This is a genomic window from Streptomyces sp. NPDC088553, assembly GCF_044752965.1.
In the GTDB taxonomy this organism is placed as follows: Bacteria; Actinomycetota; Actinomycetes; order Streptomycetales; family Streptomycetaceae; genus Streptomyces.
Window position 1 is genome coordinate 169144 of record NZ_JBIVMG010000001.1, and the last position, 22387, is coordinate 191530.

The following is a 22387-nucleotide window of genomic DNA, read 5'->3' on the forward strand; positions in this document are numbered from 1 at the left end:
GAACGGACGGGTGCGTTCTAGGCTTCGGCCGGTCCCTCGCGCTTGGCCCAGAGGGATCGGACGTGGCCCAGGTGCCGGGTCATGCACGCCTCCGCGCCCTCGGCGTCCCCGGCGAGCATCAGGTCGAGCAGTTCCAGATGCTCCTCGGCCGACGGGATGAGGTCGCCGCTCTCGTCGAGGGCGGTGAGCCCGTACAGGCGCGACCGCTTGCGCAGGTCGCCGACGGTCTCGACGAGTCGCTCGTTGCCCGCGAGGCCGAGCAGGGTGAGGTGGAAGAGCCGGTCGGCCTCCAGGTAGCCGATGAGGTCGTGCTCACGGGCGGCGCGCACGATCTCCGCGGCCACCGGCCGCAGCGCCTCCAGGTCCTCACGCGTGGCGGACCGGGTGACGCGGCCGACCGTCGGGATCTCGATGAGCGCGCGGATCTCGGTGTACTGGTCGAGGTCGCGTTCGTCGACCTCGGTGACCCGGAACCCCTTGTTACGGACGGGCTCGACCAGTCCCTCGCGGGCCAGGTCGAGCATCGCCTCACGCACGGGAGTGGCGGAGATCCCGAAGTCCTCGGCCAGGGTGGGGGCCGAGTACACCACACCCGGCCGCAGCTCACCGGAGATCAGGGCGGCGCGCAGGGCGTGGGCGACCTGGTCGCGCAGCCGCTCCCGGGAAGCGTTCAGGTCGCGCTGGGTCAGGTGCCCCATGGAGGTGGTGATCCCTTCGGTTCGTTCTGCGTCACCACCGTACGATGTCACGTCGCGGCGCCCGCGGGTGCCAGGGTGTACGTCCGGGAGGACGTGTAGAACTCGAGGGCCGCCCTGCCCTGCTCGCGCGGGCCGTGACCGGACTGTTTGGCCCCGCCGAACGGCAGGTGGAAGTCGACACCGGTGGACGGGGCGTTGATCCGGATCATGCCGGTGTCGACGAGGTCGAGTCCGTACAGGGCCGCGTCGAGGTCGGCCGTGTGGACCGAGGTGACGAGGCCGTACGGCACGGAGTTGGTGATCCGTACCGCGTGGGCGAGGTCGTCGGCGGGGAGCAGCGCGGCGACGGGTCCGAAGACCTCCTCGTTGAGCAGTCGGTGCCCCGGCGGGACCTTCTCGACCAGGGTCGGGGCCGCGTACCAGCCGGGTGTGGTCGGGACGGTGGCGCCGGCGAGGACGGGGAGCCCCTGCCAGGCCTCGACGACCCGCTCGCGCGCGCTCTCGTGGACGAGTGGCCCGCACACGGTCCCCGGGTCGGCGGGGTCGCCGACCCGGACGGCCTCGAAGGCCTCGGAGAGGGCTTCGCGCAGGGGGTCGAGGGCGGCGCCGACCGCGACGATCCGGCTGGTGGCGGTGCACTTCTGGCCCGCGAATCCGGCGACTGCGGCGGCGATGTGGGCCGCCGCCTGCCCGATGTCCGCGTCGGGCAGGACGATCGCCGCGTTGAGCCCGCCCATCTCGGCCTGTGCGGGGATGCCCCGGGCCGTCGCCGCGCGGACGACGGCCCGGCCCACGGGGGTGGAGCCGGTGAACGAGACGACGTCGGCCGCGGAGACGAGGGCGTTGCCCTCGGTGGGGCCGCCCGGCAGGACGGTGAACACGTGGTCCGGCAGGGCCTGCCGGACGATCTCGGCGAGTCGCTGGGCGCACGCGGTGGCTTCGGGAGCGGGTTTGAGGACGACGGTGTTGCCGACCGCGAGTGCCGGGGCGGCCTTCCAGCTGGGGATGGCGAAGGGGAAGTTCCACGGCGTGACGAGCCCGGCCACGCCGTGGGGGCGGCGCCGGGTCAGGAGCAGCCCGGGACCCGCCGCGGTCTCGTGGACGGTGCCGGTGGGCTCGAAGGGCGCCTGGGCGTAGTAGCGCCAGATCGCGACGGTGCGCGCGATCTCGGCCCTTGCCTCGGTGAGGGGCTTACCGACCTCGCGTACGGCGAGGTCCGCGAGTTCGTCGGCCGCGGCCTCCAGGGCCGTGGCGACGGCGCCGAGCGCGGCCGAGCGGGCGGCGGCTCCGGCGCGCAGCCAGCCGGGCTGGGCGGCGCGGGCCCGCTCGACGGCGTCGGCGGCCGCGAAGGCGCCGGGTGCCGGGAGGCTCACGAGCACGTCGGTCGGGTCGGCCGGGTTGTGCGAGACGAGGGTGGACACGTCGGTGATCACAGGAGGAAGCCTCCGGGGAAGGGGTCGTCCGGGTCGAGGAAGTACTGGGCGGTGCCGGTGATCCAGGCGCGGCCGGTGACGGTGGGGACGACGGCGGGCAGGCCGCCGACCTCCGTCCCGGCGGTGAGCCGGCCGGTGAACCGGGTGCCGATGAAGGACTCGTTGACGAAGTCGCGGTCGAGCGGGAGTTCGCCCCGTGCGTGGAGCTGGGCCATGCGCGCGCTGGTTCCGGTGCCGCACGGGGAACGGTCGAACCAGCCGGGGTGGATGGCCATCGCGTGGCGCGAGTGCGTGGCGTCGGAGCCGGGCGCCGTGAGGTAGACGTGCTTGAGTCCGGCGATCTCGGGCCGGGTGGGGTGCACGGGGCGGTCAGGGGAGGCGTTGATCGCGTCCATGATCGCCAGTCCGGCGGCGAGGAGGTCGTCCTTGCGGTGGCGGTCGAAGGGCAGCCCGAGGTCGTCGAGGGGCACGAAGGCGTAGAAGTTGCCGCCGAAGGCGAGGTCGTAGGTGACCTTGCCGAATCCGGGGACGTCCACCGCGCGGTCCAGGCCCACGCAGAAGGCGGGCACGTTGGTGAAGGTGGCGGACTTCGCCGCGCCGTCCTGCACCTGGACGTCGACGGAGACGAGTCCCGCCGGGGTGTCCAGGCGGACCGTGGTGACCGGTTCGACGACCGGCACCATGCCGGTCTCGACGAGGACGGTGGCGACGCCGATGGTGCCGTGGCCGCACATCGGCAGGAGGCCCGACACCTCGATGTAGAGGACGCCGTAGTCGGCGTCGGGGCGGGTGGGCGGCTGGAGGATGGCGCCGCTCATGGCCGCGTGCCCGCGCGGCTCGAACATGAGGAGCGTCCTGAGGTGGTCGAGGTGCTCGATGAAGTGGAGCCTGCGCTCGGCCATGGTGGCCCCGGGGATCACACCGACGCCTCCGGTGATGACCCGGGTGGGCATTCCCTCGGTGTGGGAGTCGACTGCGTGGAAGACATGACGCGTACGCACGCGGAGTTCCTTTCGGTCCGGTCGGTGGATCCGGTCTGCGGGTCCGGTCGGCAGGTCCGGTCAGCGGTGACCGTCGGCGACGGCCTTCTCGGTGGCGGTACGTACGGCGGCCTCGGTCGCACCGGTGAGCGGGAGGCGCGGGGGGCGGGTGGGGCCGCCGCGGCGGCCGACGATGTCCATGGACAGCTTGATGCACTGGACGAACTCGACCTTGGAGTCCCAGCGCAGCAGGGAGTGCAGCGAGGAGTAGAGCGGCCGGGCGGTCGCCAGGTCGCCCGCCACGGCGGCCCGGTACAGCTCGACGCTGCTGGCGGGGAGGGCGTTGGGGTAGCCGGCGATCCAGCCGACCGCACCGGCCAGAGCGAGCTCCAGGAGGACGTCGTCGGCGCCGATCAGCAGGTCGAGTTCCGGGGCGAGTTCGGCGATCTCGTATCCCCTGCGGACGTCTCCGCTGAACTCCTTCACGGCGACGATGCTGCCGTCGGCGTGCAGCTTCGCCAGCAGGCTCGGGACGAGGTCGACCTTGGTGTCGATGGGGTTGTTGTACGCGACGACCGGGATGCCGACCCCGGCCACGTCCGCGTAGTGGGCGATGACGGAGCGCTCGTCGGCGCGGTACGCGTTGGGCGGCAGCAGCAGGACGGAACCGCAGCCGGCCTCGGCGGCCTGTTCGGCCCAGCGGCGGGACTCGGCGCTGCCGTAGGCGGCGACGCCGGGCATGACCCTGGCTCCGTCGCCCGCGGCCTCGACGGCGGTACGGACGACCCGGGCGCGCTCGTCGGCGGTGAGGGTCTGGTACTCGCCGAGGGAGCCGTTCGGGACGACGCCGTCGCAGCCGTTGGCGATCAGCCAGGCCACGTGCTCGGCGTAGGCGTCGTAGTCGACGGAGAGGTCTTCCTTGAACGGGAGGGTGGTGGCGACCATGATGCCGCGCCAGGGGCGGTCGGTGGTCCAGGCGGTGGTGTTCATCTCGACGACCTTTCGGTGAGGTGTGGCGGGTGCAACGGATGTGACGGATGTGCTGGCTTAGGTAGGGACTGGGCCTGTCGGGCCGTCGGACGCGGGAGTCGGGTCCGACGGCGGCCCGTCGAGCGCGGCCAACGTCGACAGCGGGACGGGGACGGCGAACGGGCGGCGTTCGGCGGGCGGTTCAGGGGTGGCTCCGGCGGCCGCGAGGCACGCCACGGCGGTCCCGCACATCCGGCCCTGGCACCACCCCATGCCGGCCCGGGTGAGGAGTTTGACGGTCCGGGCGTCGCGCGCGCCGCACTCGGCGACCGCCTCGCGGACCCTGCCCGCGGGGACCTCCTCGCAGCGGCACACGTCCGTGTCGTCGCTCAGCCACCCGGTCCAGCCGGGGCCGGGGGCGTGCGCGGCGGACATGACATCGGCGAAGGCCCGCATGCGGTCCCGGCGCCGCCGGAGCCCGGCGGTCGCGCCGACTCCACCGGGGCGGCCGAGGAGCCGCGCGGCGATCGCCCGGCCCGCCAGCTCCCCCTCGGTCCTGGCGAGTTCGGCACCGCCGACGCCCCCGGTCTCGCCCGCGGCCCACAGTCCGGGCACCGAGCTCTCCTGGAGCGCGTCCAGGGCCAGGCCCAGAGTGCCGTCGGGCAGCGCCCGGGTGGCGCAGCCGACCGCCACGGCCAGCTCGATCTGGGGCACGAGGCCGTGACCGACGGCGAGGGCGTCGCAGGCGATCCGGCGGCCCGTCCCCCGTACGGGCCGCCACTCGCGGTCCAGGCGGCTCACCGTGACGGCCTCCACCCGGTCGGTGCCGTGCACCTCGGTCACCGCGCTGCGGAGCCGTACGGGCACCCGGTGACGGACCAGCGCGGCCGTGTGGACGAGGGCCTCGACGGCCTTGCGGGGGTTGGTGACGAGCGCCCGGGGCGTGCGACCGTAGCGCAGGTACCCCGCCGCCTCGACCACCGCCGGCACCCGCGCACCCGCCGAGGCGAGGGACGAGGCGACGGCGAGGAGCAGCGGGCCGCTGCCGGCCACGACGATGTTCCGGCCGGGCAGCACGAGCCCGGACTTGAGCATCGCCTGCGCTCCCCCGGCGCCCACGACTCCGGGGAGGGTCCAGCCGGGAAAGGGCAGTTGGCGCTCGTAGGCGCCGGTGGCGAGGAGCAGGGCACGGGCCCGGATCCGGACGGGCGCGTCCGCGCTTCCGTCTGCGCCGGTGAGGGCGTGCGCCGTCCACGTCCCGTCGGTCTCCTTCACGACGGACCACACATGATGTCCGGTCAGGTGGTCGACGCGGCTCGCGTGCAGGCGGCGGCGCAGGTCGGCGAAGGCGGACCAGTCGTGGTGGAGGGCCTCGGGCCGTTTCGCCCCCAGGGCGGGCGCCGGGTGCCGGTAGAACTGTCCGCCGGGCTGGGTCGAGGAGTCCAGCAGGGCGACGGAGAGGCCGAGTTCGGCGGCGGAGACGGCTCCGGCGAGCCCTGCGGAGCCCGCGCCGACGACGACCAGGTCGTACGACGCGTCCGAGCGTCGGCCCGTTCCAGCCACGTCTTCGGGTTCAGACGCCGAGGTGGTCATGGCCGTGCCCCTCCTGGGTGGTGATCGCGTCGCCGGGGCGCGCCGGGACCAGGCAGGCGCGGCGGTTGGGCTCGCCGTTGACGGTGGCGAGGCAGTCGTAGCACTGGCCGATGCCACAGAACGCGCCGCGCGGGCGGCCTCCGTCCCGCGTGGTGCGCCAGGCGAGGATGCCCGCGCCCCACAGGGCGGCGGCGAGGGTCTGGCCCGGCAGGGCGGGGACGGACCTGCCGTCGAAAGTGATCTCGAACGGCGGATCGGGCTGTGCCCCGACGAGGTCGATGGGGGTGCGGGCCACGGGCCCTCCTCTCGTGACGGTGGGTGCGCGCCTCAGGGTGCGGTGGCGTCGAAGCGCTCGGGGCGGAACGGGTGGAGGTCGAGGGGAGGTTCGGCGCCGGTCATGCAGGCGGCGACGATCTGTCCCGTCACCGGTGCGAGGCCGATTCCGGCGCCCTCGTGGCCGCAGGCGTGCAGCAGTCCGGGGACGCGCGGGTCGGGCCCGATGGCGGGCAGATGGTCGGGCAGGTAGGGGCGGAAGCCGGGGTACGTGCGGATCGCCCGTACGGTGCCGAGGACGGGGAACAGGGCCGTGGCCCCGGCGGCGAGGCGGCGCAGGACCTCGGTGGACAGGGTCCGGTCGAAGCCGACCCGCTCGCGGCTGGCGCCGATGAGGACGGGCCCGGCGGGGGTGCCCTCGACGACGGCCGAGGTCTGGAGCGCGGCGGAGCCGCTGGCCACGTCGGCCACGTAGTCGGCGGCGTACACCTTGTGGCGGACGACGCGCGGCAGGGGCTCGGTGACGAGGACGAAGCCGCGGCGGGGCAGGACGGGCAGATGGACGCCGGCGAGGTCGGCGAGGTCGCCGCCCCAGGTGCCCGCGGCGTTCACGACGTACGGGGCATGGAGTTCGCGGGTGGCGGTCCGCACTCCGCGGACCGCTCCGCCCGCGCCGGTGAGGAGGCCGGTGACCTCCTCGCCCAGCGCGAGGCGGACCCGGTCGCCGGCGGCTCGGAGGAGCTGCGCGGCGGCGTGGGCGGGCATCACCTGGGCGTCCTGGGGGTAGTGGAAGCCGCCGGTGAGGCCCGGTGCGAGGTGGGGCTCCAGGTCGTGGAGCCGGTCACCGGGCACTTCGTGCGTGACGACACCCGCCTTCTCCTGGCGGGCCGCGAACTCCCGCAGGGCGTTCAGTCCCGTCTCGCCGGAGGCGACGACCAGGCCGCCCTTGGCCTCGTACTCGACGGCCGGCGGGAGCCTGTCGGCGAGTTCGGTCCACAGCGCGGTGGAGAGGAGGGCGAGTTCGAGTTCGGGGCCGGGTTCCTTGTCGGAGACCAGGAGGTTGCCCTCGCCCGCTCCGGTCGTGCCGCCGGCGACGTAACCTCGGTCGACGACGGTGACGGAGAGGCCGGCGAGGGCCGCGTAGTGGGCGCAGGCCGCGCCGACCACGCCGGCGCCGATGACGATGACGTCCGAGGTTTCTCTCGTGGGCACAGCAGTAATATTTCACATTGCACTCGCCCTGCCAAGACCCTGACCAAGACATCCACCGGGCGCCGCCCCACCCGCGTCGACACCTTCCGGACACGGATGGGTAACGGCCGCCCCGACACCTTGTCAGTACAATTTCACATTACTATGTTACCGGTCACATTCCAGCCGCCCCGGCTGTCCGACTGCTCCCCGGAGTGACCCGTTATGAACAAGCGCACGCGCACCCTGGCCACGGCCCTGGTGACGACCCTGACCCTCGCCGCGACCGGCTGCTCCGGCGGAGGCACCTCCGGGGGCGCCCGGAACGGCGGGAACCCCGCGACCGCCAACACCGGGGCCGTCCTCGGCGGCACACCGCAGAAGGGCGGCACCCTCACCGTCCTGTCCAACCAGGACTTCACCCACCTCGACCCGGCCCGCAACTGGGTGATGGGCGACATGGACTTCGGCACCCGCCTGCTCTACCGGACTCTCGTCACGTACAAAGCGGAGCCCGGAGCCCGGGGCGGCGAGCTGGTCCCCGACCTCGCGGAGAGCCTGGGCGTCTCCTCCAACGGCGCCAAGACCTGGACCTTCACGCTCAAGCCGGGACTGAAGTACGAGGACGGCACGCCGATCACCTCCCAGGACATCAAGTACAACGTGGAGCGGTCCTTCTCCCCCGAGCTGCCCGGCGGCCCCGACTACGCGGCCCGCTACCTCGCCGGCGCCGAGGGCTACCGGGGCCCGGCGGGCGGCAAGCACCTCGCCTCCGTGAAGACCCCCGACAGCCGCACGATCGTCTTCGAACTCCGCACTCCCTTCGCCGAGTTCCCCTTCGCGGCCACGCTGCCCACCTTCGCGCCCGTGCCCCCGTCCCAGGACAAGGGGCCCCAGTACGACAACCGGCCCTTCTCCTCGGGCCCGTACAAGATCGACTCCTACGCCCGCGACAAGCAGCTGGTCCTCGTCCGCAACACCCACTGGGACCCGAAGACCGACCAGGTGCGCAAGGCATACCCGGACAGGGTCGTCGTCACCATGGGCCTCAAGGCCAACCAGATCGACGACCGGCTCATCGCCGCCACCGGGCCGGACGCCTCCGCCGTCCCGTGGGACAAGCTCCGTCCCGAGTCCACCCCCAAGGTGCTCACCAAGCCGGACATCAAGGCCCGACTCCTCGCCGAGTCGACCAGCTGTACCGAGATGGTGCAGATGCACACCGGGCGCGCGCCCTTCGACGACGTCAAGGTCCGGCAGGCCGTGCAGTACGCCCTGGACCGCGAGGCCGTCCTCACCGCCTCCGGCGGCCCCGCCGTCAACGACCCCGCCACCGCGCTCATGCCCGGCTTCCTGTTCGGCGGCAAGCAGCCCGACACCCTCGGCATCCCGCTCACCGGCGACGTGCCCAAGGCGAAGGAGCTGCTCAAGCAGGCGGGCAAGGCGGACGGCTTCACCACCCGCCTCACCGTCTCCAACGGCGACAAGGCCGTCGGCGAGGCCGTCCAGCAGTCTCTCGGCCGGGCCGGGATCAAGGTCACCATCGAGACCGTCGACCCCTCCGCCTTCTACGACACGATCGGCGACACCAAGAACCGCACGGACCTCGTCTACACCGGCTGGTGCCCCGACTACCCCTCCGGCTCGACGTTCCTCCCGTTCGTCTTCGACGGCCGTTTCATCAAGGAGAAGGGCAACTCCGGCAACCACTCGCTCTTCCGCGACGAGGCCACGATGAAGCGCATGGACGAGATCGCGGCGATGGCCGACGCAGCCCAGGCGGCCAAGGCCTGGCGGGAACTCGACGGAGAGATCCTCGCCAAGGCGCCCACGGCGCCCGTCGTCGTCGAGCGCAAGCCTCTCCTCATCGGCACCAACATCGCCGGCGCCTTCGGTCACACCTCCTTCGGCGGCCAGCTCGACTACGCCACCGTCGGCCTCAAGGACCCCTCGAAGAGCGGGAACTGAGGCCGGCCGTGACCACCACCCCGCCTTCCCCCGTGACCACCACCGGGCCGGCCTCCGCGACCACCGCCCCACCACCCGTCGCCCGCACGGCCCACGGGCCCTGGCAGCTCGTCCGTGCCGAACTGCGGCGCCGCCCCGCCGCCCGTCTCTCCCTCGGCGTGGTCTCGTTCTTCGCGCTCCTCGCCGCGGCCGCCCCGCTGATCGCCGCGCTCGGCGGCTGGGGCCCTGACGAGTTCGACAAGAGCGCCGTCGACCCGTACCTGGGCGGCCTCCCCATCGGGCCGCTCGGCGGCGTCTCGGCCGAGCACTGGCTCGGGGTCGAACCCGTCACCGGGCGCGACCTGTTCGCCCGGGTCGTGCACGGCGCGCAGGTCTCGCTGCTCATCGCCTTCTCCGCGACGGCGATCGTCGTCGTCGCGGGGACGGCGGCCGGCATCGCCGCCGGCTACTTCGGCGGCCGCACCGACACCGCGCTCTCCCGGCTGATGGACCTCACGATGTCCTTCCCCTCCCTCATCTTCATGATCGCGATGATGTCGGTGGCCCGGGACGTCAACCGGATCGTCCTCATGACCGCCGTCATCGGTCTCTTCGGCTGGCCGGGCATCGCCCGGATCGTCCGCGGCCAGACCCTGTCGCTCAAGCACCGCGAGTACGTCGACGCCGCCCGCGTCGGCGGCTCCGGCCCCCTGCGCATCCTTGTCCGCGACATCCTCCCGGGCGTCGCCGGGCCCGTCATCGCGTACACGACCCTGATCGTCCCCGGGATGATCGCCACCGAGGCCGCCCTCAGCTACCTCGGCGTCGGCGTCCGCCCGCCGACGCCCTCCTGGGGCCAGATGATCGCCGAGAGCGTCGCCTACTACGAGACGGACCCCATGTACTTCGCCGTCCCGAGCCTCTGTCTCTTCCTCACCGTCCTCGCCTTCACCCTGCTCGGCGACGCGCTGCGCGACGTCCTCGACCCGCGAGGAGGCGGCGCGTGATCCTCTACCTCGGCCGGCGCCTCCTCGGCGTGCTCGGCGTGCTCATCGCCATCGCCGCCGTCACCTTCGCCGTCTTCTACGTCCTGCCCTCCGACCCCGCCGCCGCGGCCTGCGGCAAGTCGTGCAGCACCGAACGCCTGGAGGCCATCCGCGCCAACCTGGGCCTGGACGCCCCGCTGTGGCGGCAGTTCGCCGACTTCGTCACCGGCATCTTCACCGGCCGCACCCTGGGCACCGGCCAGTACGCCCTGCGCTGCGACTTCCCCTGCCTCGGCTACTCCTACGAGAACAGCCAGGGCGTGTGGGACCTCCTCGTCGACCGGCTGCCGGTCTCCGCCTCGCTGGCCGTCGGCGCCGCCGCGATCTGGCTGCTCCTCGGCCTCTCGGCGGGCGTCACGGCCGCACTCCGCAAGGACACCCTCACCGACCGCGTCCTGATGGTCGGCGCGGTCGCCGCCGCCTCGCTCCCCGTGTACTTCACCTCGGTGATGCTGATCTACGGGCTGATCCGGGTCACCGGCCTGCTCCCCTACCCGCAGTACGTGCCCTTCGGCACCGACCCCCTCTCCTGGGCCTCCAACCTGCTGCTCCCGTGGCTGGCGCTCGCCCTCCTCTACGCCGCCATGTACGCGCGGCAGAGCCGGAACGCGATGATCGAGTCCATGGCGGAGCCGTACATCCGCACCGCGCGCGCCAAGGGTCTGCCGCGCCGCACCGTGGTCGTCAAGCACGGTCTGCGCGCCGGGATGACGCCGATCCTGACGATCTTCGGAATGGACCTCGGCGGCCTGCTCGCGGGCGCCGTCATCACCGAGTCCATCTTCGGGCTGCCCGGCATCGGGCGGCTCTTCTACGGTGCCCTGTCGACCGGGGACCAGCCGGTCATCCTCGGGGTGACGCTGCTCGCCGCCACCTTCATCGTCGTCGCCAACCTGGCCGTCGACCTCCTGTACGCCGTCGTCGACCCGCGAGTGAGGTACTGATGGGCGACTCCGCACCCCTCCTGTCGGTACGGGACCTCACGGTCACGTTCCCGACGAAGCGCGGCCCCGTCCGGGCCGTCGACTCCCTCTCCTTCGACGTGCCGCCCGGCCGGACGCTCGGCATCGTGGGCGAGTCCGGCTCCGGCAAGTCGGTCACCTCCCTCGCCGTCATGGGCCTGCACACGGGCGCCGAGGTCACCGGCTCCGTCACCCTCGCCGGACAGGAGCTGATCGGCCTGTCCGACCGCGAGCTGAACGGGCTCCGCGGCCGGCGGATGGCCATGGTCTTCCAGGACCCGCTGTCCAGCCTCCACCCCTACTACACCGTCGGCGAGCAGGTCGCCGAGCATCACCGGGTCCACTTCGGCTCGCGCCGGGCCACCGCCCGCGAGCGGGCCGTCGAAGCCCTCGCCGAGGTCGGCATCCCCGAACCCCGGCGCCGGGCCGGCGAGTACCCCCATCAGTTCTCCGGCGGCATGCGCCAGCGGGTGATGATCGCGATGGCCCTCGTCTGCGAACCCGACCTCCTCATCGCCGACGAGCCCACCACCGCGCTCGACGTCACCGTCCAGGCGCAGATCCTGGAGCTGATCGCCCGCCTCCAGCAGGAGCGCGGCCTCTCCGTCGTCATGATCACGCACGACCTCGGGGTGGTCGCCCGGGTCGCCCACGACGTGCTCGTCATGTACGGCGGCCGGGCCACCGAACACGCCCCCGTGGACACCCTGTTCGCCGCCCCCGCCCATCCGTACACCCGCGGCCTGCTCGACTCGCTGCCGCGCCTCGACGACCCCGACGACGCCCCGCTGCGGGCCATCCCGGGCAGCCCGCCCTCGCTGCTCGAACCGGCTCCGGGCTGCGCGTTCGCACCCCGCTGTCCCCGCGCCGCCGTCGGCTCCGAGGAGGAACGGGTCCGCTGCGCGACCGAACGCCCGTCCCTCGGCGGTCCGGACGGACACCCGGCCGCCTGCCACTTCCCCGCGTACGAAGGCGTCGCCCCATGACCACGACCGCACCGCCCCTCCTCCGCGTACGGGACCTGACGGTCACCTTCCCCGGCCGCCGCAGGGGCGCGGGCCCGATCCGGGCCGTCGACGGCATCGGCTTCGACGTGGCGGCGGGCGAGACCCTGGGTCTCGTCGGCGAGTCCGGCTGCGGCAAGTCGACCACGGGCCGCACCATCGTGCGGCTCCTCGAACCCACCGGCGGCTCCGTCTCGTACGAGGGAAGGGACATCAGCCACCTCTCGCAGCGGGCGCTCAAGCCGCTGCGCCGCGACCTCCAGATGGTCTTCCAGGACCCGCACTCCTCCCTCAACCCCCGGCAGACCGTGGCCCGGATCATCGCCGACCCGCTGCTCGTCCAGGGCGGCACCGCGGCCGACGCGCGCAAGCGCGCCGTGGAGCTGATGGAACTGGTCGGCCTCATCCCGGAGCACATCGACCGCCACCCCCATGAGTTCTCCGGCGGACAAGCCCAGCGCATCGGCATCGCCCGCGCCCTGGCCACCAACCCCCGGCTCGTCGTCGCCGACGAACCGGTCTCCGCCCTCGACGTGTCCGTCCAGGCGCAGATCGTCAACCTGATGGAACGGCTCCAGCGCGAACTCGGGCTCGCCTACCTCTTCATCGCCCACGACCTCTCCGTGGTGAAGCGGGTCTGCGACCGGGTGGCCGTCATGTACCTGGGCCGGATCGTGGAGATCGGCGCCAAGGAACGGGTCTACGCCGCCCCCGCCCACCCCTATACCCGGGCGCTGCTCTCCGCCGTACCGCTGCCGGACCCGGCGGCCGAGCGGAGCCGGGAGCGGATCACCCTGCTCGGCGACCCACCGAGTCCGGCCGCTCCCCCGCCGGGCTGCACCTTCCACCCGCGCTGCCCCAAGGCGCGGGAGATCTGCCGGACCGAGGCACCCTCGCTGCGGACCCTCGTGCCGGGCGAGGCGCGTGAGGTCGCCTGTCACTTCCCCGAGGGCGTCTGAGCACGCGAACGCCCCGGTTGAGCACACGAACGCCCCGGTCCCGCGTGTGCGCGGGACCGGGGCGCCGGTGTGTTCAGGACGAACGGGCCGCCTCGTACAGGGCGGTGGCGACGGCGAGGTCCTCCCAGGCCATGCCCACGCTCTTGAAGAGGCGCGGACGCCCGGCCGCCGGTGCTCCGCGGCCCGTCACCAGGTCGGCGAGGTCGCCCGCGATGTGGTCGGCCCCGATCGCCCCTTCGGCGATCGGGACGAGCAGGTCGCCCGCCTCCCGCAGCGCGGCGGTCCGCGCCTCGACGTAGACCTCGGACCGGACCACCAGCGCGGTGTCGGTCTCGCGGGCGGTCGGCTCGTGCGAGCCGACGGCGACGACGGTGGCTCCGGGTGCCACCAGGGTTCCGTCGAAGAGCGGTTCCCGGGCGGTGGTGCAGCAGACGACGAGGTCGGCCCGAGCCACCTCGTCGGGCGTGCCGGTGCGGGCGAGGACGCCCAGGGTCCGCGCGTATCCGGCGAGGGCGCGCCCGCCGACCGGCTCGCGGGCGACGACGACGGCCTCGGCGACCTCGCGGACGGCGAGGACGGCCTCCAGATGGCCGTACGCCTGGGGGCCGGCCCCGAAGAGGACGAGGCGCAGGGGCCGGTCGGCCGGTGTGAGGTGGCGGACGGCGAGGGCGGAGACGGCGGGCGTACGCAGCTCGGTGAGCGCGGCTCCGTCGAGGAGGGCGAGCGGCCGGAGGCCGGCGCCGTCGAGCAGGAGGTAGGAGCCGGTGATGCGGGGCAGCCCACGCGCCGGGTTGCCGGGGGCGACTCCGGCGACCTTGACGCCGGCGTACGAGCCGAAGGCCGCGGGCATCAGGAGGAGTTCACCGGCGGGGACGGGCACGGCCGTGCGGGGAGGTCCGGCGTCGGGGTCGAGTCCGGCCCGGAGGACGTCGGCGAGGACGTCGGTCACCGCCGCGGGACCCATGAGACGGGCCATCGTCGCGGCGTCGAGGAAGAGGGGCGCGCTCACAGGAGGAACCCCGTTCCCAGGTCGTCGTCCGGGTCGAGGACGAAGGCGTGGGTGCCGGTGCGGTGGGTGGTCCCGCTGACCTCGGTGATCCCCGCCGACAGGAGGCGTCCGGTGAAGACGGTGCCGACGACGGACTCGTGCCGCAGGGTGTCCCCGACGGCGAGACGTCCGTCGTCGCCGAGCAGGGCGAGGCGCGCGGAGGTGCCCGAGCCGCAGGGTGAGCGGTCGATCTGCCCGTCGGCGAAGACGGTGACGTTGCGCTGGTGGAGTCCTTCGGGGGTGTCGGGGAGTTCCTCGTACAGGATGACGCCGTAGACGTCGTGCGCGGGGAGCGCGGCACGGATCTCCCGTCCGGCGCGGACGAGTTCGGGCAGGGCGGGTACGGAGACGTCGAGGCCGAGGTCACGGGCGGCGACGGAGACGTAGAGGGCGCCGGAGTGCGCGAGGTCGGCGTCGACGGTGCCGAGCGCGGTGCTCACCTTCAGGTCGCGGGCGACGACGCGGGTCGGCACGTTGCGGAAGGTGACGCCGGTGGTGCGGCCGGCCGCACGGTGCACGGCGGCGGTGACACGGCCGGAGGGCACGTCGATCCGTACGGATACGTCGCCGTCGTCGGGGGCCGGGACGCGCCCCGTGTCGACGGCCCAGGCGCCGAGGGCCATCGTGCCGTGGCCGCAGGCGGTGGAGTAGCCGTCCTTGTGCCAGAACAGCACGCCGAAGTGGGCGCCGTCGTCGTCGGGCGGCACGATGAAACCGCCGTACATGCCCGCGTGTCCGCGCGGCTCACGGGACAGGAGGCGGCGCAGGTCGTCGAGGGGGCCGGGGCGCGGGTCCGTGCCTGATCCGCCGGTCGTGAGGGCGGTGGCCCGGCGCTCGGCGACGGTGTCGCCGGGGATCGGGGGCAGGTCCTCGTCGACGATCCGGAAGGGTTCGCCGGCGGTGTGGTAGTCGGTGGTGCGGACCGTGTGCGGGGTGGTGCTCACGAAGTACGACCTCCGGGAAGGGATGTCGGGAGGTGCGCCGGGCCGGTCCCTCCCGTGGAGGGACCGGCCCGGGCAGGACGGGTCGGTGCGGGGTGGGTCAGCTGCGGAGGGGGCCCTCGCAGCTGAAGCCGGCCGTGCCGGCGACCCTGGTGGACCAGATGTCGATCGGCCCGAAGGAACAGTTCATGTCGGCCAGGTTGTTGGAGGCGGCGCCCGCGCGGTCGAGGATGAAGTAGTCGACCGTCTCGGACATGTCCTTGAAGTTCTGGTCGGCGCTGCCCGAGTTGGAGAGGTTGGCGGTGATGCGGCCGGTGCAGAGGAAACGGCGCTTGCCCGGCTCGCCGTTCTCGACGCAGTCGGGGGTGTTGTAGGTGGCGGTGGCGAAGGTGGACCTCACCGTGGCCAGGGCGGCGTCGCGCAGCTGGGCGTTGGGGGTGAACGTGGTGTTGGGGACGTACAGCGTGTCGACCTGGGCGATCTGGGTGTCGAGGAAGCGGTTGTAGTCGCTCTGGAGGCCCGCGTCGGAGCCGAGACGGACGCGCCAGGCGTCGTACGCGGCGACGTCGTTGTTCCGCAGGTGGGTGTACATCTCGCGGATCAGGGAGGGCTTCTCGTTCCAGAGGAACTCGAAGAAGGTTCCCGCGTAGTTGTAGAAGCGGAAGCCGTCGCCGGCGTAGGTGGCGTTGAGGATCTGCCGGAGGTTCATCCGGGGGCCGCCGCCCGCCGTGTCGTTGATGACGCCGCGGACCAGGGACTTGCGGACCTTGATGCCGTCGCTGCGGGTGGCGCCGTCGAAGAACTCGGCGGTGCCCTCGTCCATGAAGGTGGTGCGGTCGCCCTGGTACCAGGGGCCTTCGCCGAAGAAGCCGGGGACGGCGTAGCGGCCGTTGAGGTAGTGGGTGTACTCGTGGCGGAAGAGCTCTTCGAGCGTCAGTGACGAGTCCTGCGGGACGCGGCGCTGGTAGGTGTAGAAGGTGGCGCCGCGCTCGATGTAGATGCCGCCGTTGTTGGTGTCCATCCCGGTGAGGATGGGGTGGTAGTTCTCGTAGTCGGCCCGCGAGCCGTACAGGACGATGTTCAGGGTGGTGTTGGGGTCGCCCGCGAGCGGCTGCTCGGTGCCGACCACGCGGTGGAACTGTGCCTTGACCTGCTTGCTCGCGTAGTAGAGCTGGTCGACGGTGGCCCGGTCGAGCCCGGTGCGGACCTTGATCGCCCCGTTGTCGTAGGTGTACGTGTACGGGAAGATCTGCGCTTCGATGTCGGCCTTGCAGACGCCGTACGGCTTGCACGCGTCGAAGTAGTTGAGCCAGGAGACGATCTTCGCCCACTGCTGGCTGCCGCGGCCGAAGGTGGTGGTCACCTGGCCGAGCAGGCCGCCGAGTTCGGCGGTGATTCCCGACTTCAGGCTGGGGATCTCGCCGAAGCGGCCGTACTCGCCGAGGGCGTCGCGGGCGACCCAGTCGTTGGCGGTGCCCTTCAGGTGGCCGTATCCGGCGAAGGCCTTGAAGACGGCGCGGTACGCCGGGTCGGCGGCGGCCGCGGACTGGAAGGCGGCGTCCCGGTTGCCCGGGTAGACGCCGAGGTAGTTGACGGAGAGCGCGGCGAGCGCGGCCCCCGCCCAGGACGGGTCGAGGTGCGTCGCGGTGTGCGAGGGGTCCATGGTGGCGAGGACCCGCTTGATGAGACCGAGCTGGTGCTGCCGGAGTCCGGGGGCGCTGGCCGCGTAGAGGGCCTCGCGCAGGGTGAGGGCGTTGCTCTTCGTGACGTCGAAGGTGCGGGCCGCGTTGCCGAAGTCGGCGACGGCCTGGCGGACGGCGTTCACGGTGGGCGCGTCGGTGGTGTCGATCTCGTCGCGGGAGTAGTCGTGGTACGCGACGGCGTGCAGGTAGGTGAACATCTCCTCCAGGTGGGAGGAGTTGCGGCCGTCGTGGGCGGCGGCCAGGCCGGATATTCGGCGGGCGACGGCCTGCACGTGGGCGTCGGACATGACGGGCGTGAGCCGGGCGTCCCAGGTCCAGATGAGTCCGCGCAGACAGCCGTCGGCGAGGACCGCGGGGTCGGCGAGGAAATCGGCGAACTGCTCGGGGCCGAGCCCGGTGATCCCGTCGAGGGTGCAGGGCACACCGGCGGCGGTGGTCATGGTGTCGGCCGAGAGGGTCCGCGCGGCGGTGGGGGCGACCGGGGCCCGGCCGGGGACCCGCCCGGCGGCGAGGCTGCCGGGGGCGGGCGCGGGCCCGAAGGTCTTGCGGGGAGCGGTGGCGAGGCGCTCCACCTCGTCGAACGGGTTGGCTCCGTGCTCGGCCCCCGGGCCCGGGGCGCCGGTCGCCGCGGCGGGGACAGCGATGGCGCGGGCGTCCGTGTCGGCCGCTGAGGCCCCGGTCTGGCCCGAGGACGCCAGGAGGGTCACCGCGATGGCGGAGGTGAGCAGGGACGAACGCACACGTCTGTGGATGGACAACAGAACTCCATGAGTGGTGGGGGAACGTCACTGGGGAGGTGACGAGAACTGTTGTGGTGCGCACGGTGTTTGACGGAGGTTCATCGAACCGTGTGCGGTGTAACATAGTAATGTGAAATTGCACTGACAACCCCTGTGCGGCCACGAGTTACCCGAGGTCGCCCTCGGCCCGGGCCGGCCCAGGAACCGTTCCCCCCGTATCCTGCGTGACCTCTTGGCGTGGTGTCGGCTGGCGGCGAGGGAAGCGGAGAGAACCGGATGCGTGCTCGGACGACGGTGAACGCGGCGGCGATGGCCTGCGTGGCTCTGGTGGCGTGTGCCTGCGGTCCGGAGCCGGCGAAGGAGGACGCGGGCGCGAAGGCCTCACCGCCGGCCACGTCCACGTCCGCCCCCGAGTCCACGCGGGCGGCGGAGCCGTCGGCCACACCGTCCGCGTCCGCGCGGACCGAGAGGCCGTCGACCGCCTCGACCGGCGAGCAGCCCTCGCCCAGGACGAAGGAGGGCGCGATCCGACGCTACGAGCGGTACCTCCACGCCCTCGGCCACGAGGACATCGACACGGTCTGCGAGGTGGCCGGGCCCGCCGCGAAGCAGGCGGAGGACCAGGGATTCGGCCCGTGCACATCGACGTACACCGCCGTCTTCCAGATGATGTCGCCCGCGCGGAAGAAGGCCCTGCGAACCGCGACGGTCGACCCGCGGCGCGTCGCCGTGCGCACGCCCGGAAAGATCGAGATGCCGGTCGGGGCGGTCAGGTCCTCCGCCACCTTCTCCGAGAGCGACCTCGGCAGCTACACCCTGGAGTACCTCAGGAACGAGTGGTACATCACCGACTGACCACCCCGCCGGCACACGGCCCCGGGAGCGGCAGCGGTCAGGCCGGCGGGGGCTCGGTGTCGTCCCAGTTCCATCCGGTGCGGGCGAAGCCTTCCAGGAAGGCGGTGAGGGACGGCGCCTGGTGGATGGCGGACGACCAGTCCTCCGCGGAGACGTCGAGTGTCACCAGAGGCGGGGTGTCCTTGCGGAAGTCGTAGACGAGCAGCTCCCGGCTTCCGTCCCCACCGATGACTACGGCGCCGGGGAAGCGCTTCTGGAATTCACCGGCCTCGTTGTTGCCGATGAGCTCGTCCAACGCGTCGATCACCAGGAAGTCGTCAGCGGGAGGAACGAACCGGCTCAGACTCCCCGTCGTGCCGAGGAAGTCCCGGTAGTCCTGGGGAAACCCGACCCCGAAGTGGTGCTCGACCTGCGCGATCCGGTCATCGTCCGAACTCATGAGGCAGTTCTATCAAGAGGCGAGCGCGTGGCCGTGGCCGCCTCGGACCGCCCGCTCCCGCCCTCACTTGCGTCCGACGCCCGCGTACATCGCGACGTCCGGCGTCACGGTCTCCGGCCGCCACGCCGAGCAGGACACCACCCCGGGGTCCAGCAGCTCCAGGCCGCCGAAGTAGCGCGCGACCGCTGCGGGAGTCCGCTGGGTGAGCTTCGGCGTGCCGTGCTCGTTCCAGAACGCCACCGCCGCGTCGACGTCCGTCATGTCGGGGTGCTTGACCGTGTGGGACAGGACGAGGTGGCTGCCGGGCGCGAGCGCGTCCATGAGCCGGCGGACGATCGCGTACGACTCCTCGTCGTCCTCGACGAAGATGACCACCCCGAGCAGCATCAGAGCCACCGGCTGCGAGAGGTCGAGCGTCTTCGACGCGGCGGCCAGGACGGTGTCGACGTCCCTGAGGTCGGCGTCCAGGTAGTCGGTTCGGCCCTCGGGCGTTCCGACCAGCAGGGCACGGGCGTGCGCGAGCACCAGCGGGTCGTTGTCCACGTACACGACACGCGCGTCGGGGGCGACGCGCTGGGCGACCTCGTGCGTGTTGTCGGCACTCGGCAGCCCCGTCCCGATGTCCAGGAACTGCCGGATGCCCTCGTGCTCGGCCAGGTGCCGCACTGCCCGCCCCAGGAACAGCCGGTCCGCCTTCGCGTACTCCCCGATCCCGGGATGCAGCTCCCGGATCCGGTCGCCGGCCTCCCGGTCGACCGGGTAGTTGTCCTTGCCACCGGTCCAGTAGTTCCATATCCGGGCGGTGTGCGGCCGGGAGGTGTCGATGCGCGATTCGATGTCGGTCACGCCCTCAACCTATCGCGGTGCTCCAGCAACTCCCTTGCCCCGCAGGCGCATTGCACCCACTGTTCACGTCGGCGTGAGCCCGGCTCGGCCTTGCCGCGACGTCAGGGTTCGCACGGGGGTGACATCCCGGCCCGATCCCGAGGCCTTCAAAAAGAACGACGACCCTGCTCCGGTGGGGGCACCAGCGTCCCGCCGATGCGGCGGCATCGGGCCCGCCTGGCCGTCACCGCCCGCGGTTTGCGTACCGACTTGCGTGTTTCCACGGATGTAGCCGGATCCGCCGGCCGGACAGAATGTGGGCCGCCCACCCGAGCCGCTCCAGACCGGAGAAACCGTGAAGCTCCGTCAGATGATGGTCGCCGCCACCCTCGGCGCGACCGTGCTCACCGCCGTGCCGGCGGTGACGGCCCCGTACACCGCCTACGCCTGCGAGGACCACCAGACCAGCTGCGACCACGAAGAGGAGGAGAACCCCTGGCCGGACGAGGACCCGGGTGGTTTCCCCGGCGGTGACCCCGGTGACGGGGGCTGGGGCGGCGGAGGGGACGGCGGCGGCACCGGCGGCTCGTGGGGCGAGATCGACATGTTCAACGGCGTCGTCGGCCAGCCGGTGGACGGCACGCTGCCCCGGGTCGTGGTCGACGGCACCGCCACCAGGCCGCCCACCCCGATCGACCCGGCGATGCCGCCCATGTCGTGGGGCTGGGGCAGCGGCGCCCCGGCCAGCGGCGCGGGCCCGATCCAGGCCGGTGACAAGTTCGAGAGGACGACCGACTGCCACCGCAACGCCGACTCCATGCCCGTACGGATCAACAGGACCGTGAAGTACCAGTGGTCCTACGAGACCAGTGCCAACCTCTCCGCCAACGCGGCACAGGTCCTGTCCGCCGCGCTGGGTGCCCAGGTCAACACGATGTTCGAGGAGTCGTACTCCGTCGACGTCACCCTCCAGCCGGGGCAGTCCTGGACGCTGTTCGTCGAGTACCAGACGTTCACGTACTCCGTCACCTCGTCGAACATCCTCGGCTACGTCACCACCGAGTACGTCAACGTGGTGCGGCCGACGGGCAAGGTCACCAGCCGGTGGTGCTGAACTCCCCACGCCCCTCGGGCACGGCGGTACGACGGGTCGCCCCCGTCGTACCGCCGCTGGACGCCGAGGCGATCCCTCCGGCGGAACGGGCCGTCGCGACCGACGCGCTCGCCGTGCTCGCCGACACCGCGGCCCGGCACCTGGGCGACCCCGACCTCTTCCACCGGCCCCGGTTCCGCACGGCCGTGCACAGCCGTCATCTGGCCCGCACCCCCGACCGGCTCGTCACCGGCCGGATCGCCGCGGCCGCCGAACGACGGGCCGAGGCGGGGCTGCTGGCCGCCGCCTCCACCCGCGCCGAGATCGCGGAACGGCCGGGCCGCAGGCCCTGCTTCACCCCGGACGCCCTGAGCGAACTGCACACGCTGATCGTCGCCGGCGACCCCAGCATCCCCGGCCCCGGCGGCCTGCGCCGGTCCACGGCCAGGATCACCTGGGCCGACGGCCAGGTCTTCGCCGTCACGGTGGCACCCGGCAGGGAACTCCGAGGCCACGTGGAACGCTGGTACCGCTGGGCCGTACGCACCACCGCCCCCAGCCTGGACGCGGCGGCCCTCTCCATGGCCCGGCTGCTGACCGTCCATCCCTTCGCCGACGGCAACGGCCGGACCGCGCGCCTCCTCGCCCAGTGCGACCTGCTGGCGGCCGGACTGCTGCCCGGGCTGCTGCTGGACCTGGACGGCTGGGTCCACACCCACCGCCGCGCACACGACGAAGCCCTCGTCGCCGCCGGCGAAGGACGGTGGACGGAGTGGGGCTCCCTCTTCGCCCGTGCCGTCACCGAGACCGCCCGGCACCGCACCACCACCATCACCCGCTACAGCACCCTCCTCACCGAAGCCTCCGGACGCCTCACCGACGACCCCGCCGCCGCGGCCGTCCTCACCCACCTGCGCTCCTCGCCCGCCGTCTCCGCCGGCCTGCTGCGCGACCGCGTCCCGTACGCCCCGGAGCCGGTCCTCGCCCGGCTGAGGGCGAAGGGCGTCCTCAGCCCCCACCCCCGGCTGCCCGGCGCCCTGGTGCACCCGCCTTCCCTGGCGGTCCTCGACGAAGCCTGGACCCCTGATCCGTAGACCGGTTCCACAGCCCGTGCCCGCCGACCTGAGGAGCAGGCAGCACCTGCTCCTCCAGCGGCTGACCGACCGCGTTGAAGGCGGCGCGTACATCCAGGTACGTGTGGATCCACCCGCCCGGGGAGATGAGCAGACCCCCTGTTATCGTGCGCCGATGTCAACGATCAAGCAGTTCCAAGTGACCTTCGACTGCGCGGAACCTGCGCGTCTCGCCGCCTTCTGGTGCGAGGTGCTGGGGTACGTCGTACCGACAGTCCCGGAGGGCTTCGCCACGTGGGAGGAGTACCACCACACGCTGCCGCCTGAGGACGAGGTGTACTTCGCGTGCGCTGATCCCTCGGGTGTGGGCCCGCGCGTGCTCTTCCAGCGAGTTCCCGAAGGCAAGGTCGTCAAGAACCGGGTGCATCTTGACGTACGGGTCGGCACAGGGCTCGTGGGTGACGAGCGCCTGGCCACACTGGAGGCCGAATGCGCACGGCTGATGGCGCTCGGCGCGAAGCACGTGCTGACGCAGCGCGCCGATGGCGTCGACGAATCGTGCATCACGATGCAGGACATCGAGGGCAACGAGTTCTGCCTCGCCTGACTCTCCTC

The 22387-nt window shown here is 72.5% G+C and carries 21 protein-coding genes; 9 read left to right on the plus strand and 12 right to left on the minus strand.

Annotation, left to right across the window (positions count from 1 at the left end; genetic code table 11):
• Positions 1 to 17: 17 nt before the first annotated feature.
• The 7 genes from ACIP8Z_RS00840 to ACIP8Z_RS00870 are packed head-to-tail and all read right to left on the minus strand — an operon-like array spanning position 18 to position 7158.
• Positions 18 to 698, minus strand: a complete 681-nt coding sequence (locus tag ACIP8Z_RS00840) for a GntR family transcriptional regulator (RefSeq protein WP_402077026.1) — start codon at positions 696 to 698, stop codon at positions 18 to 20.
• 47 nt (positions 699 to 745) lie between these two features.
• On the minus strand, positions 746 to 2131 hold the full coding sequence (locus ACIP8Z_RS00845) for an aldehyde dehydrogenase family protein (RefSeq protein ID WP_402077028.1): 1386 nt from the start codon (positions 2129 to 2131) through the stop codon (positions 746 to 748).
• Positions 2128 to 3132, minus strand: a complete 1005-nt coding sequence (locus ACIP8Z_RS00850; RefSeq protein ID WP_402077030.1) for a proline racemase family protein — start codon at positions 3130 to 3132, stop codon at positions 2128 to 2130. The genes ACIP8Z_RS00845 and ACIP8Z_RS00850 overlap by 4 nt, the downstream gene beginning before the upstream one ends.
• A gap of 60 nt (positions 3133 to 3192) precedes the next feature.
• On the minus strand, positions 3193 to 4101 hold the full coding sequence (locus ACIP8Z_RS00855) for a dihydrodipicolinate synthase family protein (RefSeq protein ID WP_402077033.1): 909 nt from the start codon (positions 4099 to 4101) through the stop codon (positions 3193 to 3195).
• A gap of 57 nt (positions 4102 to 4158) precedes the next feature.
• Complete coding sequence (locus tag ACIP8Z_RS00860) at positions 4159 to 5673, minus strand: NAD(P)/FAD-dependent oxidoreductase (protein ID WP_402077035.1); 1515 nt, start codon at positions 5671 to 5673, stop codon at positions 4159 to 4161.
• Positions 5654 to 5968, minus strand: a complete 315-nt coding sequence (locus ACIP8Z_RS00865) for a (2Fe-2S)-binding protein (RefSeq protein ID WP_402077038.1) — start codon at positions 5966 to 5968, stop codon at positions 5654 to 5656. Before ACIP8Z_RS00865 ends, ACIP8Z_RS00860 begins: the two co-directional genes overlap by 20 nt.
• 32 nt (positions 5969 to 6000) lie before the next feature.
• Complete coding sequence (locus ACIP8Z_RS00870; RefSeq protein ID WP_402077040.1) at positions 6001 to 7158, minus strand: NAD(P)/FAD-dependent oxidoreductase; 1158 nt, start codon at positions 7156 to 7158, stop codon at positions 6001 to 6003.
• Positions 7159 to 7362: 204 nt separating this feature from the next.
• Here ACIP8Z_RS00870 and ACIP8Z_RS00875 point away from each other — a divergent pair, with 204 nt between their 5' ends.
• Genes ACIP8Z_RS00875 through ACIP8Z_RS00895 form a run of 5 tightly spaced genes read left to right on the plus strand, consistent with a single transcriptional unit; the run spans position 7363 to position 13055 of the window.
• A complete protein-coding gene (locus ACIP8Z_RS00875) occupies positions 7363 to 9105 on the plus strand; it encodes an ABC transporter substrate-binding protein (protein WP_402077042.1) in 1743 nt (580 codons plus the stop codon).
• Between the two features lie 32 nt (positions 9106 to 9137).
• The gene (locus ACIP8Z_RS00880) at positions 9138 to 10091 is read left to right on the plus strand and encodes an ABC transporter permease (RefSeq protein ID WP_402078842.1); all 954 of its coding nucleotides are present in this window, start codon (positions 9138 to 9140) and stop codon (positions 10089 to 10091) included.
• The gene (locus tag ACIP8Z_RS00885; RefSeq protein WP_319312762.1) at positions 10088 to 11074 is read left to right on the plus strand and encodes an ABC transporter permease; all 987 of its coding nucleotides are present in this window, start codon (positions 10088 to 10090) and stop codon (positions 11072 to 11074) included. Before ACIP8Z_RS00880 ends, ACIP8Z_RS00885 begins: the two co-directional genes overlap by 4 nt.
• Positions 11074 to 12078 (plus strand): ABC transporter ATP-binding protein, encoded by a 1005-nt coding sequence (locus ACIP8Z_RS00890; protein WP_402077045.1) that lies wholly within the window; start codon positions 11074 to 11076, stop codon positions 12076 to 12078. Before ACIP8Z_RS00885 ends, ACIP8Z_RS00890 begins: the two co-directional genes overlap by 1 nt.
• On the plus strand, positions 12075 to 13055 hold the full coding sequence (locus ACIP8Z_RS00895; RefSeq protein ID WP_402077047.1) for an ABC transporter ATP-binding protein: 981 nt from the start codon (positions 12075 to 12077) through the stop codon (positions 13053 to 13055). The genes ACIP8Z_RS00890 and ACIP8Z_RS00895 overlap by 4 nt, the downstream gene beginning before the upstream one ends.
• 73 nt (positions 13056 to 13128) lie before the next feature.
• Here ACIP8Z_RS00895 and ACIP8Z_RS00900 read toward each other — a convergent pair whose 3' ends face one another.
• The 3 genes from ACIP8Z_RS00900 to ACIP8Z_RS00910 all read right to left on the minus strand — a co-directional run bounded on the left by ACIP8Z_RS00900 (position 13129) and on the right by ACIP8Z_RS00910 (position 17487).
• A complete protein-coding gene (locus tag ACIP8Z_RS00900; protein ID WP_402077050.1) occupies positions 13129 to 14064 on the minus strand; it encodes an ornithine cyclodeaminase family protein in 936 nt (311 codons plus the stop codon).
• Positions 14061 to 15047: a proline racemase family protein gene (locus ACIP8Z_RS00905; protein ID WP_402077053.1), complete on the minus strand. Its 987-nt coding sequence runs from the start codon at positions 15045 to 15047 to the stop codon at positions 14061 to 14063. The genes ACIP8Z_RS00900 and ACIP8Z_RS00905 overlap by 4 nt, the downstream gene beginning before the upstream one ends.
• A gap of 97 nt (positions 15048 to 15144) precedes the next feature.
• Positions 15145 to 17487 (minus strand): collagenase, encoded by a 2343-nt coding sequence (locus tag ACIP8Z_RS00910; protein WP_402077055.1) that lies wholly within the window; start codon positions 17485 to 17487, stop codon positions 15145 to 15147.
• A gap of 276 nt (positions 17488 to 17763) precedes the next feature.
• Between ACIP8Z_RS00910 and ACIP8Z_RS00915 the strand changes: the two genes are divergently transcribed.
• On the plus strand, positions 17764 to 18342 hold the full coding sequence (locus ACIP8Z_RS00915) for a hypothetical protein (protein ID WP_402077058.1): 579 nt from the start codon (positions 17764 to 17766) through the stop codon (positions 18340 to 18342).
• 37 nt (positions 18343 to 18379) lie between these two features.
• Here ACIP8Z_RS00915 and ACIP8Z_RS00920 read toward each other — a convergent pair whose 3' ends face one another.
• Both ACIP8Z_RS00920 and ACIP8Z_RS00925 read right to left on the minus strand, forming a co-directional pair.
• Entirely contained in the window at positions 18380 to 18781 is a 402-nt protein-coding gene (locus ACIP8Z_RS00920; RefSeq protein ID WP_402077060.1) for an SMI1/KNR4 family protein, read from the minus strand.
• Between the two features lie 63 nt (positions 18782 to 18844).
• Entirely contained in the window at positions 18845 to 19627 is a 783-nt protein-coding gene (locus tag ACIP8Z_RS00925; RefSeq protein ID WP_402077062.1) for an SAM-dependent methyltransferase, read from the minus strand.
• A gap of 334 nt (positions 19628 to 19961) precedes the next feature.
• Between ACIP8Z_RS00925 and ACIP8Z_RS00930 the strand changes: the two genes are divergently transcribed.
• The 3 genes from ACIP8Z_RS00930 to ACIP8Z_RS00940 all read left to right on the plus strand — a co-directional run bounded on the left by ACIP8Z_RS00930 (position 19962) and on the right by ACIP8Z_RS00940 (position 22379).
• Positions 19962 to 20720, plus strand: a complete 759-nt coding sequence (locus ACIP8Z_RS00930; protein ID WP_402077065.1) for a DUF6426 family protein — start codon at positions 19962 to 19964, stop codon at positions 20718 to 20720.
• Positions 20711 to 21793: a Fic family protein gene (locus ACIP8Z_RS00935; protein ID WP_402077067.1), complete on the plus strand. Its 1083-nt coding sequence runs from the start codon at positions 20711 to 20713 to the stop codon at positions 21791 to 21793. The genes ACIP8Z_RS00930 and ACIP8Z_RS00935 overlap by 10 nt, the downstream gene beginning before the upstream one ends.
• A gap of 154 nt (positions 21794 to 21947) precedes the next feature.
• Positions 21948 to 22379, plus strand: a complete 432-nt coding sequence (locus tag ACIP8Z_RS00940) for a VOC family protein (protein WP_402077069.1) — start codon at positions 21948 to 21950, stop codon at positions 22377 to 22379.
• Positions 22380 to 22387 lie beyond the last annotated feature (8 nt).

Excerpts from the sequence above, each read along its gene's own strand:
- ACIP8Z_RS00890 (WP_402077045.1), top strand. The coding sequence starts at position 11,074 with ATGGGCGACTCCGCACCCCTCCTGTCGGTACGGGACCTCACGGTCACG.
- ACIP8Z_RS00895 (WP_402077047.1), top strand. The coding sequence starts at position 12,075 with ATGACCACGACCGCACCGCCCCTCCTCCGCGTACGGGACCTGACGGTC.
- ACIP8Z_RS00860 (WP_402077035.1), bottom strand. The coding sequence starts at position 5,673 with ATGACCACCTCGGCGTCTGAACCCGAAGACGTGGCTGGAACGGGCCGA.
- ACIP8Z_RS00840 (WP_402077026.1), bottom strand. The coding sequence starts at position 698 with ATGGGGCACCTGACCCAGCGCGACCTGAACGCTTCCCGGGAGCGGCTG.
- ACIP8Z_RS00920 (WP_402077060.1), bottom strand. The coding sequence starts at position 18,781 with ATGAGTTCGGACGATGACCGGATCGCGCAGGTCGAGCACCACTTCGGG.
- ACIP8Z_RS00855 (WP_402077033.1), bottom strand. The coding sequence starts at position 4,101 with ATGAACACCACCGCCTGGACCACCGACCGCCCCTGGCGCGGCATCATG.
- ACIP8Z_RS00875 (WP_402077042.1), top strand. The coding sequence starts at position 7,363 with ATGAACAAGCGCACGCGCACCCTGGCCACGGCCCTGGTGACGACCCTG.
- ACIP8Z_RS00915 (WP_402077058.1), top strand. The coding sequence starts at position 17,764 with ATGCGTGCTCGGACGACGGTGAACGCGGCGGCGATGGCCTGCGTGGCT.
- ACIP8Z_RS00940 (WP_402077069.1), top strand. The coding sequence starts at position 21,948 with ATGTCAACGATCAAGCAGTTCCAAGTGACCTTCGACTGCGCGGAACCT.